Here is a 15,496-nt window from a genome sequence, read left to right as displayed (position 1 = left end):
GACATGAAAAAGATCCTGATTATATGCGCTGCAGCGGCGCTGACCGGCTGCGGCATCTACAAACCCTACACCCGTCCCGAGGTGACGACCGCAGGGCTCTACGGATCGGCCGAGACCGCCGATACGACCACCCTGGGCGACATCCGCTGGCAGGAAATGTTCACCGATCCCCAGTTGCAGGCGCTCATCGCGCTTGCACTGGAGAACAACACCGACCTGCAGTCGGCAGGCTGGCGTGTGAAGGAGGCCGAGGCCACGCTTAAATCGGCGCGTCTGGCCTACCTGCCGTCGTTCAACTTCGCCCCGCAGGGCAGCTTGAGCAGCTTCGACGGCGCCCCGACGACGAAAATCTATTCGATTCCCGTGGCGGCCAGTTGGCAGATCGACATCTTCAACGGACTGACCAACGCCAAGCGCAGGGCCAAGGCGCTCTACGCCCAGAGCAGGGAGTATGAGCAGGCCGTGAAGACACAGCTGATCTCGGGTGTGGCCAATCTCTACTACACGCTGCTGATGCTCGACAACCAGTATGAGGTGACGGAAGAGACGGCCGCCAAATGGCGCCAGAGCGTCGAGGCGATGCGCGCCCTGAAGGAGGCGGGCTATGCCAACGAGGCCGGAGTGGCCCAGTACGAGGCCAACACGCTGACCATCGAGGCTTCGCTGCACGACCTGGGCCACCAGCGTACGCAGATCGAAAACTCGCTCTGCTCGCTGCTGGGAGAGGTTCCGCACACCATCGCGCGCGGACGTCTCGACAACCAGCAGCTGCCCGACGACCTGGCGGTCGGCGTACCTCTGCAGATGCTTTCGAACCGTCCCGACGTACGTTCGGCCGAGTATTCGCTCATCCAGTCCTACTACGCCACGGCAAGTGCCCGTTCGTCGCTCTATCCCTCGATCACGCTGAGCGGTACGCTGGGCTGGACCAACAACGGCGGGGCCTATATCGTCAATCCCGGCAAGCTGATCTGGAACGCCGTAGGATCGCTCCTGCAGCCGATCTTCAACGCCAATGCCAACCGTGCCCGCGTGAAGATCGCCAAGGCGCAGCAGGAGGAGGCGAAGCTCGCATTCCAGCAGACGTTGCTCAATGCGGGTGCCGAGGTCAACAATGCCCTCACCCAATGCCAGTCGGCCCGTGCCAAGACCGATCTCCGCGTGCGGCAGATCGAAGCACTGGAGCGCGCCGTGGAGTCGACCGAACTGCTGATGCAGCACGGCTCGACGACCTACCTCGAGGTGCTGACGGCACAGCAGTCGCTGCTTGCGGCACAACTGTCACAGATCGCGGACCGTTTCGACGAAATCCAGGGAACCGTGAACCTCTACCAGGCTCTCGGCGGAGGACGTGACATTACGGAGGAAAAATAATGAAACGGGGAGTGACCAAAGAAGAGATCATCCACGCTACGCAGGAGCTTATCGCCCGGAACGGCATCCGTGCCGTCCGGGTCGATGAGATCGTGCAGACGCTGGGAATCTCGAAACGCACCCTGTACGAAATGTTCACCGACAAGAATGACCTTGTGAGCGCATGCCTCGACGCCATGAGCCTCCAGCAGCAGGAACGCATCGTCGCCTGCCGCAAACGGCGCGGCGGCGATACGCTGCAAAAGGTCCTCCGGCTGGCGAATGAATACATCGACAACCTCTACACGGTGGACCACAGTTTCCTGTCGGACATCAGCCGCAAGATCATCTTCGCGGAACACTACGACGAACACCGGGAATTCTGGCGCAGGGAGTTGACCGACTACCTCGAAACGTGCCGTCAGGAAGAGCTTCTACTGCCCGAAATCGACGCCCCGGCATTTGCCGATCAGTTGATGAGCACGATCCTCGACCTGCGTCTGAACGGCACGGTCCGCGAGGAACTCCGGCTCTTCTGCCGAACGATACTCCGCGGCGCGGCAACCCGGAAGGGCATCGAGCTGATTGACAGCAAACCGTGAGATGCACGCGCTCCGCATGAAAGAGCCCCGCAGTTTAACTGCGGGGCTTTTTCATGCCCGGAAAGGAACCTGCCCCCGGACGGGACGGGCGAGGAGGACAGCGAGGTGGACAGTGAGGAGGGTGACGAGGTGGGCGGCAAAGAGGGTGGCGCCGCAGAGGCAGGGCGGGACTTCCGGCCGGAACAGGCCGTTCCCGGTACAGGGACGGAGCAAAACTTCCGCCCGGAATCGGAGGGCGTGAAAGACGGGAAGGGCAGGCTCGCCGCCAAACAGGCGATGCAGGGCCTTCGCGACAATCGCTTCGCCAAAATCAAAATTCCGAACCGAAAAGGGGATTTCCGAAAAAAATTTCTATATTTGCACCGAAAGAGCAACAGAAGCGAATGAACAGCCCTACGACATACGACCGTCAGCGCCGCGGAGATCTCCGCGCAACGATGATGATGTCCATGTGCATGTGCAACCGTTTTCGCCGGGTGTAGCTCCTTCATGCACTGAAAATGACACAGTCCGGCTTCCTTGAAGCCGGATTTTTTTATCGGATTTATTAAGACTGACACAAACACCACATCATGGATTCAAAAAAGTACCGTTTCGAAACCCTTCAGATTCATGCGGGTCTGCAGCCCGACGAATCCACCGGCGCCCGAGGCGTGGCGATCTATCCCACGGCAGCCTATCGGTTCAAAAACTGCGACCATGCCGCAAGGCTCTTCGAGTTAAGCGAAGGAGGCAACATCTATACGCGTCTGCAAAACCCCACCACGACGGCCTACGAGCAGCGCATCGCCGCGCTGTATGGCGCCGTGGGGGCACTCGCCGTCTCGTCCGGCATGTCGGCCATCCTGATCGCCGTGCTCTCGCTGGCGGCCGAGGGGGACAACATCGTCGCCGCACCCTTCCTCTACGGAGGCACCTACAACCAGTTCCGCACGTCGCTGCGCCGGCTCGGCATCGACTGCCGCATCGCCCCGAGCGAGCGTCCCGAGGATTTCGAGGCGCTGATCGACAGCCGCACCAAGGCGCTCTACGCCGAGAGCATGGGCAATCCCACCTGTGCGGTCCCCGACCTGGAGGCACTGGGCAAACTGGCCCGGAAGTGCGACGTTCCCCTGATCATTGACAACACGTTCGGAGCGGCAGGCTACCTGTGCAATCCGTTCGATTGGGGCGCAAACATCGTCGTGGACTCCGCGACGAAATGGATCAACGGCCACGGAACGGCCATGGGCGGTGTGATCGTCGACGGCGGCAACTACAACTGGGCGAACGGCAAATTCCCGCAGATCGACGGCCCTTCGGAAGGGTATCACGGGCTGAATCTCCACGAGGCGTTCGGTGCGGCGGCCTTCATCGTCAAATGCCGCGTCGACGGGTTGCGCGACCTGGGGTGCTGCCCCTCGCCGTTCGACTCCTACCTGATGATGATCGGACTGGAGACCCTCTCGCTGCGCGTGAAGCATCAGGTGGAATCCACCTGGAAACTGGCCGAATACTGCCGCAAGCACCCGAAGGTCGAGCGGGTCAGCTTCGTGGGATTTGACACGCACCCAAGCCACGAAAACGCCCGCAAATACTACCGCTACGGTTCATCGGCGGTCTTCACCGTCGAACTCAAGGGCACGCTCGAAAGCACCGTGCGCTTCGTCGAGTCGCTCCGTCTGGCGGCCAACATGACCATGATCGGCGACTCGATCAGCGTCGTGACCCACCCGGCGTCGACGACCCACAAACAGCTGAGCGACGCCGACCTCGCAGCGGCAGGCGTCACGCCCACGCTGCTGCGCATCTCGCTGGGACTGGAGAACACCGACGATCTCATCGAGGATTTCGAACAGGCCTTTGCACAAATCGGATAATGGAACCGCAGATTTACAGAACCCCCGGGCCGTTCGAACTCGAAACGGGGCACACCCTGCCCGAACTGCGGATCGCCTACCACACCTACGGCACGCTGAACGCCGCCAAGGACAATGTCGCATGGGTGTGCCACGCGCTGACGGCCAATTCGGACGTCGCCGACTGGTGGCCCCATACGGTCGAGGCGGGACGGTTCCTCGACCCCGCGCGCCATTTCGTCGTCTGCGCCAACATCATCGGCTCGCACTACGGCACGACCGGGCCGCTGCACATGAATCCCGCCACGGGACAGCCCTGGTACAAGGATTTCCCGCCCTTCACGATCCGCGACATCGTGCGGGCACACCGTCAGCTGGCCGACGGGCTCGGCATCGGCCGCATCGGGACGCTTGTGGGCAGCTCGGTGGGCGGATTCCAGGCTGTGGAATGGGCCGTTTCGGAACCGGAGCGGATCGACCGCCTCGCACTGATCGCCACCGCGGCCAAGGCTTCGCCCTGGGCCATCGCCATCGACGAAACACAGCGCATGGCCATCGAGGCCGACACCTCTTTCGGCCAGCCGCGCGACGACGCCGGGATGAAAGGACTGGCGGCAGCCCGGGCCATCGGCCTGCTGAGCTACCGCGGTCCCGAAGGCTACAACCTCACCCAGCAGGACAGAGAGGAGCATCCCGCGGCACACCGGGCGTGCACCTACCAGCAATATCAGGGTGAAAAACTCCGGCGCCGCTACAACGCCTATTCCTATTACGCGATCCTCAATGCCTTCGACACGCACGATGCGGGCCGCGGGCGGGGTGGGCTGGAGCAGGCGCTCGGCCGCATCACGGCCCGGACGCTGGTCGTCGGCATCACGACCGACATCATCTTCACTCCGGAGGAGATGCGCCACCTGCACGCGATGATCCCCGGCAGCGTCTACCACGAGATCAATTCGCCGTTCGGCCACGACGGATTCCTCGTCGAACACGAGCAGTTGAACCACATACTGCTGCCTTTCATGAACAATTAAAAAACAGGATACCCCATGACCAAAATCAAAATCGGACTGTTCGGATTCGGCGTCGTCGGACAGGGCATCTACGAAGTGGTGCGCAAATCGAAGAACGCCCACGCCGAAATCGTGAAAATCTGCGTCCGCGACCCCAGGAAGCCGCGCAAGATCGAAGTCGACCCCTCGCTGTTCACCACCTCGGCCGACGAGATCCTCGACAACCGGGACATCAACCTCGTGGTGGAGGTCATCGACGACGCCGATGCCGCCTACAACATCGTCAAACGGGCCATGCTGCGCGGCATCCCGGTCGTGTCGGGCAGCAAGACGATGCTGGCCAAGCACCTCCCCGAGCTGATCGAGATTCAGAAAACCCACAACGTGGCACTGCTCTACGACGCCTCGTCATGCGGCTCGATCCCCGTGATCCGCAACCTCGAAGAGTACTACGACAACGACCTGCTGCTGGAGGTCAAGGGCATTCTGAACGGTTCGTCGAACTACATCCTCTCGCGCGTCTTCGACCACAAGGACTCCTACGCCAATGCCCTCGCACAGGCTCAGGCGCTGGGATTCGCCGAAAGCGACCCTTCGTTCGACATCGAGGGCTACGACTCGCTGTTCAAGCTGGTGATCATCACCGTGCATGCGCTGGGAACCTACGTCGCCCCGGAGCGCATCTTCACCTACGGCATCTCGACGATCCACGAGTCGGACATCCGCTATGCCCGGGAGAAGAACGTGAAGATCAAGCTGGTGGCACAGGTCGTCAAGGTCAGCGACGAGCATTTCACGATGTTCGTCATGCCGGAATTCGTGACGCCCTCCAAGTATATTTACAGCGTCGACGACGAGTACAACGGCGTGGTGATCCGCGGCGAGTGCTACGACCGGCAGTTCATGTTCGGCAAGGGTGCGGGCAGCCTGCCCACGGCATCGTCGATCCTGAGCGACATCATGGCGCGGCTGAACGACTACCGCTACGAGTACAAGAAGATGAACTACATCGAGAAACCCGACTACACGACCGACATCACGCTGAAAATCTATGCCCGCTACAAGGAGACCGACGTGCAGGGCATTCTGAACTTCACGAAGATCCACGAACAGTTCATCAGCGAGGAGAGCAACTACGTGATCGGCGAAATCCCGCTGCGCGAACTGCTCGAAAAAAGATCGCAACTGTCGGGCCGGGACGTCTTCCTGGCCAACATCCCGATCTTCTTCCTGAACCGCGATTAATCCGAAAAAAGGTCCCTCTTCAGGGACCTTTTTCATTGTCTATCGGCCGGCGGCGTCTTTCACACAGCGGAGCGAGAGCCCGTAGCTGACCGGGATGTCCCCGGTCACCGGATCGGTCGTGGTGGTGTAGATCAGACAGCTGCTCCGCCCGGCCGTAGCCTCGCAGCTTGTCAGATAGCCCTTGTTGGCGTCTCCGTATCGGGCCACCGTGCCGTTCAGGATCCAGAATCCGGCGCACTGGAAAAATCCGGCCTCGGGGCCTATAGAGGGGAGGGATTCGAGTTCGGCCAATGCGGGGACGTGCCAGCCCTCGGGACAGATGCCCCGCAGCGGAGCCCCGGAGCGGACCGCGGCACCGCCCGTCGCCGTCTTGTAATCGTAGAGAAGCCCCTTTTCCGCCACCGCGGAAAATCCCTCCTCGGGATACCATACCCCCTCGCCGATCTCCGTGCCCGCAGGCCGATAGCGCAGGTTCTCGGCCATCCACAGCCGTCCGCCGATTCGGGTCGTGCGGTAGGTATCACCGCCGTATTCCAGTGGGGGAGTCGTCCCGCCGTCGCCCTCGTCGAGCGAACCGCCGTCGGTCCAGTCGCTGACCTCGCCGCTCAGCTTCAGTTCGATGTCGATGTTGGTGACCAGCACCGACATGTCGTACCTCCGGCCGCTTTCGAGCCTTGCCGAAGAGAGGGTCTTGCTGCGGCTCTTGCCGTCGCTCGTCAAGATCGTGACAGTCAGCGCCCCCTGCTGCGGGACGAGAATCGCACGGTAGGAGGCGTCGGGTGTCACTTCGAAGGCTTTGATGGCAGCGGCCGCCGCACCGGCTTTCGCCGCAGCGGTCGGCACCGAGAGGTCGACCGAAGCCGCCGGGACGAATCCGCTCAAGGTCACGCCCGAAATCGCGGCATCGGAACTATTGGTGACAACGATGGTCAGCTGCGACATCAGGTGATAGAACAGCATCCCGACGGGTGTGCCCGAGGGCGTCACGTTCTTCGCCACAGCTCCCAACAGGTCCGAGGAGGCGCAGCCCGCGGTCTGGTCCTGCGCCACGGAGAATTCGTCGGGAACACCCGAGGCTGAATAGGGGAAATAGGCCGTGAGCGTCGAGGCTTCGCTCTGGTCGTTGTACCACAGCAGGCCGGAAGCCGCGAATGCCGAGCCGTCGTAGGTCATCTGGCGGTTCCGGACATAATCCGATCCGTTTTTGGTGACAGTCAGACCGATACAGTCGCCCGTATCGAAATGGAGTCCCGTGACGCGGGTTTTGATCGACGGCGTGATCCGAATGCCGGGGATCGCATCCCCTTTATCGGCACAGCCGGATACAACGACGAGGCCTGCCGCAAGAAGCGCAAGAAGGTGATGTCTCTTCATCATTCAAGATTATTTTTGTGCCTTTATTTCACAAAAATAAACCTTTTTGCGTCATCTGCAAGATTTATGGTCAGTTTTTGTAGTACGACTCGTCGAGCCCGAGGGTGAAATTCCCGCGCCGGAACCAGGTGACGAGGGTCAGCGCGAACACCAGCGCCGCGTTGAACAGGAACGGGAAGCGGTCGCTCCCGGTGTGGAACAGATGGCGGAAGAGGTCCATGATGAAGGGGCAAATCATCACCGCAAGGTAGTTCATCGCCATGACGAACGACAGCGCGAGCGTCGCGGAGCGGGGCGGAGCGATGATGGCCGCCTTGTCGTAGATGATGGGCTGGATCACCCCGTATCCGAAGCCCGAGAGCAACGCCCCAACGATGAGCATCGTCCGGTCACGGAAGATCCCCACGCAAAGCAGCCCCACGCCGACCAGCCCCAGCGACACAAGGTTGACGTTCTGCTTCAGCACGCGGATGATTCGGTTGACAAACAGTCCGGGAAGCATGATCGCCAGGAAGAACAGCGAGATCAGCGCCCCCGAAAACGAGCTGTGGATCTTGTAGTCGTCGATCAGGAACGAGGCGTAGAAGGCGATGGCCAGCACGGCATAGGTGGCGAAGAAGTAGAGGAGCATCAGCCCGACGAGTTTGCTCCGGTCGATCCGCTTGTGGCGCATCTGGATGCTCTGCTCCGGCTCGGGAGTGGAGCGGCTGTTCCGGAGGAAGAACGACAGTGCGAGCGAGATGCCCGGCAGGGTATAGACCAAGAAGGGCAGATGCCAGTTGACCTCGGCCAGATAGCCCGTCACGGCGGTCGCCACGACGAGCGTGAGGTTGTTGATCGCCGAACTGTAACCCAGCTGCCGAACGCGGCTGTCCCCCGTGAAATAGTCGACGATCAGACCCGTCGAGAGGGGGATGACCATCCCGGCGCCGACTCCGAGGATGCAACTGATGACAATGAGCCACGCCATGCTACGGGCGAACAGGCAGGCCACGCCGCTCAAAAAGAAGATCAACAGTCCCACGATCAGAATCTTGAGCTTGTCCCGCTCCTCGGAGAGCTTTCCGGAGAGCAGCACGAAGGGGATGATCAGCAGCGACGGCAGCGAGGTGAGCATCTGTATTTCGAGATCCGTAACCTTGGGAAACACCTTGTTCAGATCGCCCAGAATAGGGGAGACGGCCAGTCCCGGCAGCGACGCAATGGCCGACACGGACCAGATTGCCAGCAGCACGACGAGTGTAACAGAGCCTTTTCCTGTATCGATTTTCATGATTGAGGATTTTAGTACCCCGATTCCTGCAACTGTTGTACCAAACGAACGACGGACCGGCGTCAAGGCCGGTCCGTCGTTCGATTTCGTTCCGATGCTCCTATTGCTCCCGCACGCAGCGTACCGACATGCCGTTGGCACGCGCATAGGGAACCTTGTTTTTGAGACCTCCGCCCGAGGTTTTCTTCTCGAACCAGAAGTGGAAGGCCGGGGCTTCAGCTCCCGACAGCGTCCCGGAGGTCCAATAAAGGCCCTCCCAGGGCTGCGCCTCCTCGGCCACGCTGCGCGCAGTTGCCACAACCGGGTTGTAGATGTTCAGGATCGTGCTGTTGTCGTAACGGCGGCGTCCTGCGCCGATAAACAGCGACGAGGTGCCCTGCGCATCGGTCAGCTCCCAGCCGAATTTGTCGGCATCGGCCGCCGTGGGGCTCTTCGCGAGGTTCAGTCCGTCGAACACGGCCGACGGAGCCACCCGCCAGCCATGGGGGCAGGGGTCGTAGACGCTCTTCTTCGAATCGGACCACAAATCGACAGTATGTGTGCCCCAGAGCCAGTCGTTCTCCGAGCCGGAGACGCCCGTGATGAAGGTCAGCGGGTGCTGCACGGCGTAAGCCTCCGTGCCGGTCTCGGCGCTCGAAGCTGCCGTCTGCAGGTAGACGCGGCTGCCGCTGCCGTTGTACATGCCGGCCGATGTCCCGTTGCTGGCGTTGTAGGTGGACGGACCGATGAAGGGGTCCTTACGGCCCCACTGGTAGTAAAGTCCGTACGAGGCGAGGATCTTCTCCTGCGACGAGATGTCGGAAGCCAGCGCCCCGAGGTTGCGGGTCATCATCGAATAACCGTTGAAATCGACCGTGCCGCCCTCGGCGTCGGGATTGTAGTCCGCAACCCAGATGTGCCAGCTCCAGATCAACGTGCCGCCGGCGCCATAGCCTCCGATCACGGCATTTCCCTCCCGGATCTTGTCCTTGTCGTCGCTGTCGGCCGCCACGAAGAACGACACTTTGCCGTCTTTCAACTCCAGGTGCTGGATCAGATCCGACGTGCTCTGCCAAACGACATCGACCGAAGTGATCGCCTCCTCGCTCAGGTCACCCTTGTACGAGGCATCGATCAGGTAGTTGGTCTCCTTCCTGTTGAGCAGATAGCTGTTGGCCGGCTTGCCGCTCAAATCCTCGGTGTCGACCACGCCCACGAAAAGCGTCGCCGAAGCCGTCGATCCGCCGTACACCTTGCCCACCAGGGTCACCGAACCCGTCTTTACGACATCCTTGCCGTCGATCTTCTCGGGAGCGAAGATCGTAATGGTGCGGTTGGCCGCGTCGATAACGGGGTCTTTCCAGCCCGTGGGTTTGCCGGTTATCCAGAAATTCTCGATATTGGTGGCCGAAAATCCCACCGTCACTTCGGCGCCCTCATCGAGGAAAACGGTCCGAGAATCGAACGCGACCGTTCCCGACTCCTTGTCTTTGCTGCACGAAGCGAAAAAAACAACGGCAGCAACCGCACAAACCAAGCCTGCAAATCTTTTCATATAGCTCATTTTTTTCTCATTCCAGTTTCAAAATCAACGGCAAAGATAATAAAAAGTCGGACGGGTGCAAAACCAAATCGCGCCCGGTTTTGCAAAACCTCCCCTCCCGAAAGTAGCGTCACGGCACCGACGGGACGAAAAAGCGGAATAAAAGCCTCATGCCCGTTCCAAGAATCGTATTTGGGAACAATTATTGCCGCCTATTCCCTAACGAACCAGAACCGCATATAGTATGTCGAAATTGAAAATCGAAACGGGAGGTGCTCCCGCCGGGAAGCGCTTCAGCATCACCGTGACCGACAAAGGGCCCTACCTGGTCTATGGACGCCCGCCGCTGGCCGAGCAGTTCATCATGCCCAACGGGCAGAACGAAAGCTGGTATTTCCAGGAAGGGCGGCGCTTCCCGACCGAGGCGGAACCTACGGCGCTCTGCCGCTGCGGAGCCTCGAAGCGCAAGCCTTACTGCGACGGGAGCCACGAAACAGCCGTCTGGGACCCGACACTCACCGCGCCCGACGAATCGCGACCCGACAAGGGCGGGACCGGCGAAGGCGCAACCAGCGAAGACGGGACCGATAAGGCCGTAACCGTCGAAGGCGGGACCCTCACGTTGACCGACAATCCGAAATACTGCGTCTTCGCGCGTTTCTGCCACTCCGGGGGCGGTGCGTGGACGCTCACCGGGCAGTCGGAGAACCCCGAGGCGCGGCGGCTGGCCATCCGCGAGGCGTCGCTGTGCCCCGGCGGACGTCTGACGGCATGGGACCGCGAGACGATGCGCCCCCACGAATTCGGATTCAGGCCGAGCCTCGGACTGATCGAGGACGTCACCATCGGCGACAGCGGCGGTCTGTGGATCCGGGGCGGCATTCCCCTGCGGCGCGAAGACGGCCACGTCTACGAAATCCGCAACCGCGTAGTCGCATGCCGCTGCGGACAATCGGCCAACAAACCCTTTTGCGACGGCACGCATGCCCGGATCAAATGGCGCGATAACCTCGAAGGCGAACCGGTCGGCGAAACGCTGCCCGAGGAGGTCTATTGACCCCGCACCAACCGAAAGCGAGCCCTCGAGGGCTCGCTTTTGTCTCTTCCCGACACGGTTGCGGGTTATGGCACCGGTCCGGCGGTCGGTCATCTGGCATCAACCATCGGAAGCCAGGCGCCGCAGGTGCGGATGCCGCCCCTCAGGATATGCGGCGTCGGGAGAACTCCCCAGCGGCCTTGCATCCCTCCCGTCAGAGGCCGAAGCACCGGCATACGCCACACGCCGCCCCGAATCCATCACTTCCGGTCGGGGGCATTCCGGACGAACCAGCGCTGGAAGAACAGCATCTGGAAGGGGAGCGATGTGGACCAGTAGGCCGCGTTGTGCGCTCCGGGGCGCACCAGAAAATCGTGCCCCACGCCCTGCCGCATCAGCTGTTCGTGGAGATTCAGATTCACCTGATAGAAGAAATCCTGATAACCGCAGTCGAAGATCAGCGCCAGCTCGCCATCCCGAAGCGAAGCAGCCTCGCAGATCACCGTATGCGCGTCCCAGCGTTCCGGATGCTCGCTCAGTTCGCCCAGCTGTTTCTTCATCTCCCACGAATCGGGGAAAGGGCGGATGTCCACGCCTCCCGAGGTCGATCCCGCAGCCCCGAAGCGCTCCTTGTGGCGCAGCGCCACCCACAATGCGCCGTGACCGCCCATGCTCAGCCCCGTGATGGCGCGGCCCTCGCGCGAAGGAATCGTCCGGTAGCAGGCGTCGATCCAGTCGGGCAGCTCCTGCGCCACAAAGGTCTCGAACTGCGACGTCGGATCGAGGGGGCTGTCCCAATACCAGCTGTTCGCACCGTCGGGGCAGACGATCATCATCCCGAAGGCATCGGCCAGCGGCCGCAGGTCGGTGATGCTCTGCCACGCCGTATACGAGCCGCTGAAACCATGCAGCAGGTAGAGCACGGGCATGCGCTGCCCGACACCCGCATCGGGGACCACGACCAGCGCCGGAATTTCGCGCTGCATCTTCGTGCTGAAAACCGCCACCGTGTCGATCTGCGCAGCGGAGGCTCCCGCCGCGGCAAGGACGAAAAGCAAAATCAAAAGGTACTTTCTCATAACCGCAGGAATCTTTTACAAAAAAGGGGCCGCTCGACGCGAACCCCCGGATAACAAATCCGTCAAAACTATTTCTTCTCGGGTCTGGCAATGGTCTCACGCATCTGCGTATCGGCCATGACGTTCTTCATCTTGTAGTAGTCCATCACACCCAGATTGCCGTTGCGGAACGCCTCGGCCATGGCCAGCGGCACTTCGGCCTCGGCGAGAATCACCTTGGCGCGGGCATCCTGTGCCTTGGCCTTGTTCTCCTGCTCGAGAGCCACGGCCATCGCACGCCGCTCCTCGGCTTTCGCCTGGGCGATGTTCTTGTCGGCCTGCGCCTGATCCATCTGCAGCTGGGCGCCGATGTTCTTGCCCACGTCGATATCGGCGATATCGATCGAGAGGATTTCGAAGGCCGTTCCGGCGTCGAGCCCCTTTTCGAGCACCACCCGCGAAATGGAGTCGGGATTTTCGAGCACGATCTTATGCGACGCGGCCGAGCCGATCGACGAAACGATACCCTCGCCGACCCTCGCCAGCACGGTCTCCTCGCCGGCACCGCCGACCAGCTGCTTGATGTTGGCACGTACCGTGACGCGGGCCTTAGCGATCAGCTGGATGCCGTCCTTGGCCACGGCAGCCACAGGAGGGGTGTTGATCACCTTGGGGTTTACCGACATCTGCACGGCCTCGAACACGTCGCGGCCCGCCAGGTCGATGGCCGTTGCCATCTTGAAATCCAGCATGATGTTGGCCTTCTGGGCCGAAACCAGCGCGTGCACCACGTTCGTGACGTTGCCGCCGGCGAGGTAGTGGGCCTCCAGCTCGTTGGGATTGAGGGTCAGTCCGGCTTTCGAGCTCTCGATCATCGACGAGACGATGGTCGAAGGCGGGACCTTGCGCCAACGCATCAGCACCAGTTGCAGCAGGCTGATGCGCACGCCCGACACCAAGGCCGAGAACCACAGTCCCACCGGAATAAAATAGAAGAGGAGCCAGATCGCAAAAAGGCTCACGAAAACGATCAACACGATCATTCCACCCTGAAAATCCATAATTTAGCTTATTTGATTGTTTTTACGATGACACTGAAATTCTCGAATCCCACGACCTCGACCTCGCACTGCTGGTCGACATAGGCACCCTGCGACTTGGCTTCGTAGGTGCGGCCTGCGATTTCGACCTTGCCCATCGGGGAGAGCCGCGAGAGGGTCACGCCCCGGTCGCCGATCTGCAGCTCCTCGGCCGGGATGACGGGCATCGACGAGGAGCGGATCTCCTGCTTGAGCGAGAAGCGCTGCCAGGTCTTGGCCCGCAGCGAGACAACGGTGACGACGACCGACAGGACGAGGATGATAGCAACGACGATAGCCCCCGTCACGGGGCCGAAATCTCGAAAGGCGAGGTAGACCGAGCTGCCGTAACAGACCAATGCCAGCACGGCCCCGATCGACACCCCGGGAAGCAGGATCAATTCGGCCACCAGAAACAGCAGACCGAAAAAAACGAGCAATACAATATAGAACATCTCCATAAGGCTTGTAGAATATTGCAATAAAGATAGGCAAAAAAATCAGAAACCCGGACGAAATACGTAATAAATTTCATCCGGGTTCCGATTTATTCCGCTATTTCGGCGACTTTCACCTCCAGTGCGGCATCCGTCTGCCGAATCGACTCGGCAAGCCGGTCGGCGACGGCCCTGTCGTCGAAAGTCCCCACGATGAAGAGCAAGTTGCCCACACGCGAAAGTTCGTAGCCTTCGCCCGTTGCGGCAATCACGTCCTTCACGTCGTCCGACAGGGCATCGGTCCCGGAGATCTCGACCCGATAGGTGACTTGCGCCGCTTCGGAGTCGATCGAAAGGTTGCGGGCCGTGCCGTCGGTCCACACCACGATTTCGGGACGCACGAACCCACGCTTTTTCAGCAGCCCCTGCGCCGCTTCGGCCTCGTCCAGCGTGGCGAATCCGCCCGCATAGTAGCACCACTTGCCCGCGTCGTTGACCAGGTAGAAGAGCGGATGGGTACCCCGGAAGGTTGCGGCGGCACGCTTGGAGTTGAACGTTCCGAGCAGGATGCGGTAGATCGTGCCGTTGGCATAGACCCGGCACTCGGGAATGGGATTCTGGTAGGTGTACACCGGCTTCGACGAGAAGGCCACGCTGTCGTAGTCGAGGAAGTAGCGCTCGGCGACCTCGACCTTCGGCAGGCGGTAGTCGATGGACCCGAGCTGCGCCGCAACGCCGCGCAGCGAATCGCGTGCGGCATCCAGCGCCAGCACTTCAGCCACGGCAGCCTCATAGTCGACGACGACCCGCTTGCGCAGGAAATAGTCCGCCACGGCATCCGAAGCCGTCTCGCCCTGTAGGGCCGCCAGCTGGCGCGAGGCTTCCGAAAGCGCCTCCTCCTCGCGGACGAGCACCTGCTCCTCGCCCATCTTGTCGAGCAGATAGCCGTAGGCATAGCTCTTGTTGTCGAAAATGAAGTTCCACGTCGCGGCGAGCGAGTCGGCCAGTGCGCGGTTCACCCCCTGCAAGGCATTGTAACGCTCGAAGATCTCCATGGCCTCGGCCTCGGTCTGCACGGCGGCGTAGGTTTCGGCCAGCTCGGTCAGCGTGCCGTGGTTGGCGAAATAACGGCTGACATAGTCCACGGCCAGCATCTCCTGCCGCTGCGCATCGCGCAGGGCCGCATAATCCTCCGCCGGGAGGTGTTCGCGGAAATAGAGGTTGTCCACCAGGTTGCGGACCTTCAGCGAGTCGGGGATCGCCTCCGCAGGGCTCCTTTCGGCGGACTCCGCAGGCTGCTGCGCCGCGCCGTTCAGGCTGGCCAGCACCCACTCCTGCTCGATGGTGTTGATCCGGTCGATCAGGCGGCCCTTGGCGTTGCGGATTTCGAAAATCCGGCTTTCGAGCTGCAAAATCTCCTGCGAATACTGCTGCCGCTTGCCCGGATCCTCGCGCAACTGCCGGCGCATGCGCTCCACGGCGTTGACGATCGAATCCTCGCGTATCTGCAGCTGCGCATCCTCGCGGAGCAGCGACATGTACTCGGCATTCCCCTCCAGCCCCGCAATGCGGGCTTCGACCTCGGGCTGCTGCGCCCGCACTCCGCCGGCGATCAAGAAAACCGTACCCAGCGCGTATATGACAATCCTGCGAAACATAGTTTGGG

General features: G+C 61.2%; 13 protein-coding genes. 6 read left to right on the top strand and 7 right to left on the bottom strand.

All coding sequences use genetic code 11. The features are described from left to right. Positions 1 to 3: 3 nt before the first annotated feature. The 5 genes from QZ460_RS09610 (at position 4) to QZ460_RS09590 (ending at position 6,051) form a co-directional block, all read left to right on the top strand. A complete protein-coding gene (locus QZ460_RS09610) occupies positions 4 to 1,374 on the top strand; it encodes a TolC family protein (RefSeq protein ID WP_290541363.1) in 1,371 nt (456 codons plus the stop codon). Beyond that, positions 1,374 to 1,955, top strand: coding sequence for a TetR/AcrR family transcriptional regulator (locus tag QZ460_RS09605; RefSeq protein ID WP_290541362.1), 582 nt, complete (start codon positions 1,374 to 1,376; stop codon positions 1,953 to 1,955). Before QZ460_RS09610 ends, QZ460_RS09605 begins: the two co-directional genes overlap by 1 nt. A gap of 572 nt (positions 1,956 to 2,527) precedes the next feature. Beyond that, complete coding sequence (locus QZ460_RS09600; RefSeq protein ID WP_290541361.1) at positions 2,528 to 3,814, top strand: aminotransferase class I/II-fold pyridoxal phosphate-dependent enzyme; 1,287 nt, start codon at positions 2,528 to 2,530, stop codon at positions 3,812 to 3,814. Further along, on the top strand, positions 3,814 to 4,827 hold the full coding sequence (gene metX, locus QZ460_RS09595; protein WP_290541360.1) for a homoserine O-acetyltransferase: 1,014 nt from the start codon (positions 3,814 to 3,816) through the stop codon (positions 4,825 to 4,827). Before QZ460_RS09600 ends, metX begins: the two co-directional genes overlap by 1 nt. Positions 4,828 to 4,842: 15 nt before the next feature. Further along, the gene (locus tag QZ460_RS09590; RefSeq protein ID WP_290541359.1) at positions 4,843 to 6,051 is read left to right on the top strand and encodes a homoserine dehydrogenase; all 1,209 of its coding nucleotides are present in this window, start codon (positions 4,843 to 4,845) and stop codon (positions 6,049 to 6,051) included. 39 nt (positions 6,052 to 6,090) lie between these two features. Here QZ460_RS09590 and QZ460_RS09585 read toward each other — a convergent pair whose 3' ends face one another. The 3 genes from QZ460_RS09585 to QZ460_RS09575 form a co-directional block, all read right to left on the bottom strand. Next, entirely contained in the window at positions 6,091 to 7,428 is a 1,338-nt protein-coding gene (locus tag QZ460_RS09585) for a fimbrillin family protein (RefSeq protein ID WP_290541358.1), read from the bottom strand. A gap of 67 nt (positions 7,429 to 7,495) precedes the next feature. Further along, positions 7,496 to 8,698, bottom strand: a complete 1,203-nt coding sequence (locus QZ460_RS09580) for an MFS transporter (protein ID WP_290541357.1) — start codon at positions 8,696 to 8,698, stop codon at positions 7,496 to 7,498. A 100-nt stretch (positions 8,699 to 8,798) separates the two neighbouring features. Next, the gene (locus QZ460_RS09575; protein ID WP_290541356.1) at positions 8,799 to 10,232 is read right to left on the bottom strand and encodes a hypothetical protein; all 1,434 of its coding nucleotides are present in this window, start codon (positions 10,230 to 10,232) and stop codon (positions 8,799 to 8,801) included. 232 nt (positions 10,233 to 10,464) lie between these two features. Here QZ460_RS09575 and QZ460_RS09570 point away from each other — a divergent pair, with 232 nt between their 5' ends. Beyond that, the gene (locus QZ460_RS09570; RefSeq protein ID WP_290541355.1) at positions 10,465 to 11,277 is read left to right on the top strand and encodes a CDGSH iron-sulfur domain-containing protein; all 813 of its coding nucleotides are present in this window, start codon (positions 10,465 to 10,467) and stop codon (positions 11,275 to 11,277) included. Between the two features lie 239 nt (positions 11,278 to 11,516). Here the strand turns inward: QZ460_RS09570 and QZ460_RS09565 are convergent, their stop codons facing one another. The 4 genes from QZ460_RS09565 to QZ460_RS09550 all read right to left on the bottom strand — a co-directional run bounded on the left by QZ460_RS09565 (position 11,517) and on the right by QZ460_RS09550 (position 15,488). Beyond that, positions 11,517 to 12,335, bottom strand: coding sequence for an alpha/beta hydrolase family protein (locus QZ460_RS09565; RefSeq protein WP_290541354.1), 819 nt, complete (start codon positions 12,333 to 12,335; stop codon positions 11,517 to 11,519). Between the two features lie 68 nt (positions 12,336 to 12,403). After that, positions 12,404 to 13,375: a flotillin-like protein FloA gene (floA, locus tag QZ460_RS09560; RefSeq protein ID WP_290541353.1), complete on the bottom strand. Its 972-nt coding sequence runs from the start codon at positions 13,373 to 13,375 to the stop codon at positions 12,404 to 12,406. An 8-nt stretch (positions 13,376 to 13,383) separates the two neighbouring features. Next, the gene (locus QZ460_RS09555) at positions 13,384 to 13,854 is read right to left on the bottom strand and encodes an NfeD family protein (protein WP_290541352.1); all 471 of its coding nucleotides are present in this window, start codon (positions 13,852 to 13,854) and stop codon (positions 13,384 to 13,386) included. Positions 13,855 to 13,940: 86 nt separating this feature from the next. After that, positions 13,941 to 15,488, bottom strand: a complete 1,548-nt coding sequence (locus tag QZ460_RS09550) for an SPOR domain-containing protein (protein WP_290541351.1) — start codon at positions 15,486 to 15,488, stop codon at positions 13,941 to 13,943. Between the last annotated feature and the right edge of the window lie 8 nt (positions 15,489 to 15,496).

The sequence above is a fragment of the Alistipes sp. genome, from assembly GCF_020026455.1.
Classification (GTDB): domain Bacteria; phylum Bacteroidota; class Bacteroidia; order Bacteroidales; family Rikenellaceae; genus Alistipes.
This window is presented reverse-complemented; position numbering and strand designations above follow the sequence as displayed.

Bases quoted from the DNA above. Each gene is read 5' to 3' on its own strand.
- QZ460_RS09590 (WP_290541359.1), top strand. From the start codon at position 4,843: ATGACCAAAATCAAAATCGGACTGTTCGGATTCGGCGTCGTCGGACAG.
- QZ460_RS09605 (WP_290541362.1), top strand. From the start codon at position 1,374: ATGAAACGGGGAGTGACCAAAGAAGAGATCATCCACGCTACGCAGGAG.
- metX (WP_290541360.1), top strand. From the start codon at position 3,814: ATGGAACCGCAGATTTACAGAACCCCCGGGCCGTTCGAACTCGAAACG.
- QZ460_RS09555 (WP_290541352.1), bottom strand. From the start codon at position 13,854: ATGGAGATGTTCTATATTGTATTGCTCGTTTTTTTCGGTCTGCTGTTT.
- QZ460_RS09570 (WP_290541355.1), top strand. From the start codon at position 10,465: ATGTCGAAATTGAAAATCGAAACGGGAGGTGCTCCCGCCGGGAAGCGC.
- QZ460_RS09575 (WP_290541356.1), bottom strand. From the start codon at position 10,232: ATGAAAAGATTTGCAGGCTTGGTTTGTGCGGTTGCTGCCGTTGTTTTT.
- QZ460_RS09600 (WP_290541361.1), top strand. From the start codon at position 2,528: ATGGATTCAAAAAAGTACCGTTTCGAAACCCTTCAGATTCATGCGGGT.
- QZ460_RS09550 (WP_290541351.1), bottom strand. From the start codon at position 15,488: ATGTTTCGCAGGATTGTCATATACGCGCTGGGTACGGTTTTCTTGATC.
- QZ460_RS09565 (WP_290541354.1), bottom strand. From the start codon at position 12,335: ATGAGAAAGTACCTTTTGATTTTGCTTTTCGTCCTTGCCGCGGCGGGA.
- QZ460_RS09580 (WP_290541357.1), bottom strand. From the start codon at position 8,698: ATGAAAATCGATACAGGAAAAGGCTCTGTTACACTCGTCGTGCTGCTG.
- floA (WP_290541353.1), bottom strand. From the start codon at position 13,375: ATGGATTTTCAGGGTGGAATGATCGTGTTGATCGTTTTCGTGAGCCTT.
- QZ460_RS09585 (WP_290541358.1), bottom strand. From the start codon at position 7,428: ATGATGAAGAGACATCACCTTCTTGCGCTTCTTGCGGCAGGCCTCGTC.
- QZ460_RS09610 (WP_290541363.1), top strand. From the start codon at position 4: ATGAAAAAGATCCTGATTATATGCGCTGCAGCGGCGCTGACCGGCTGC.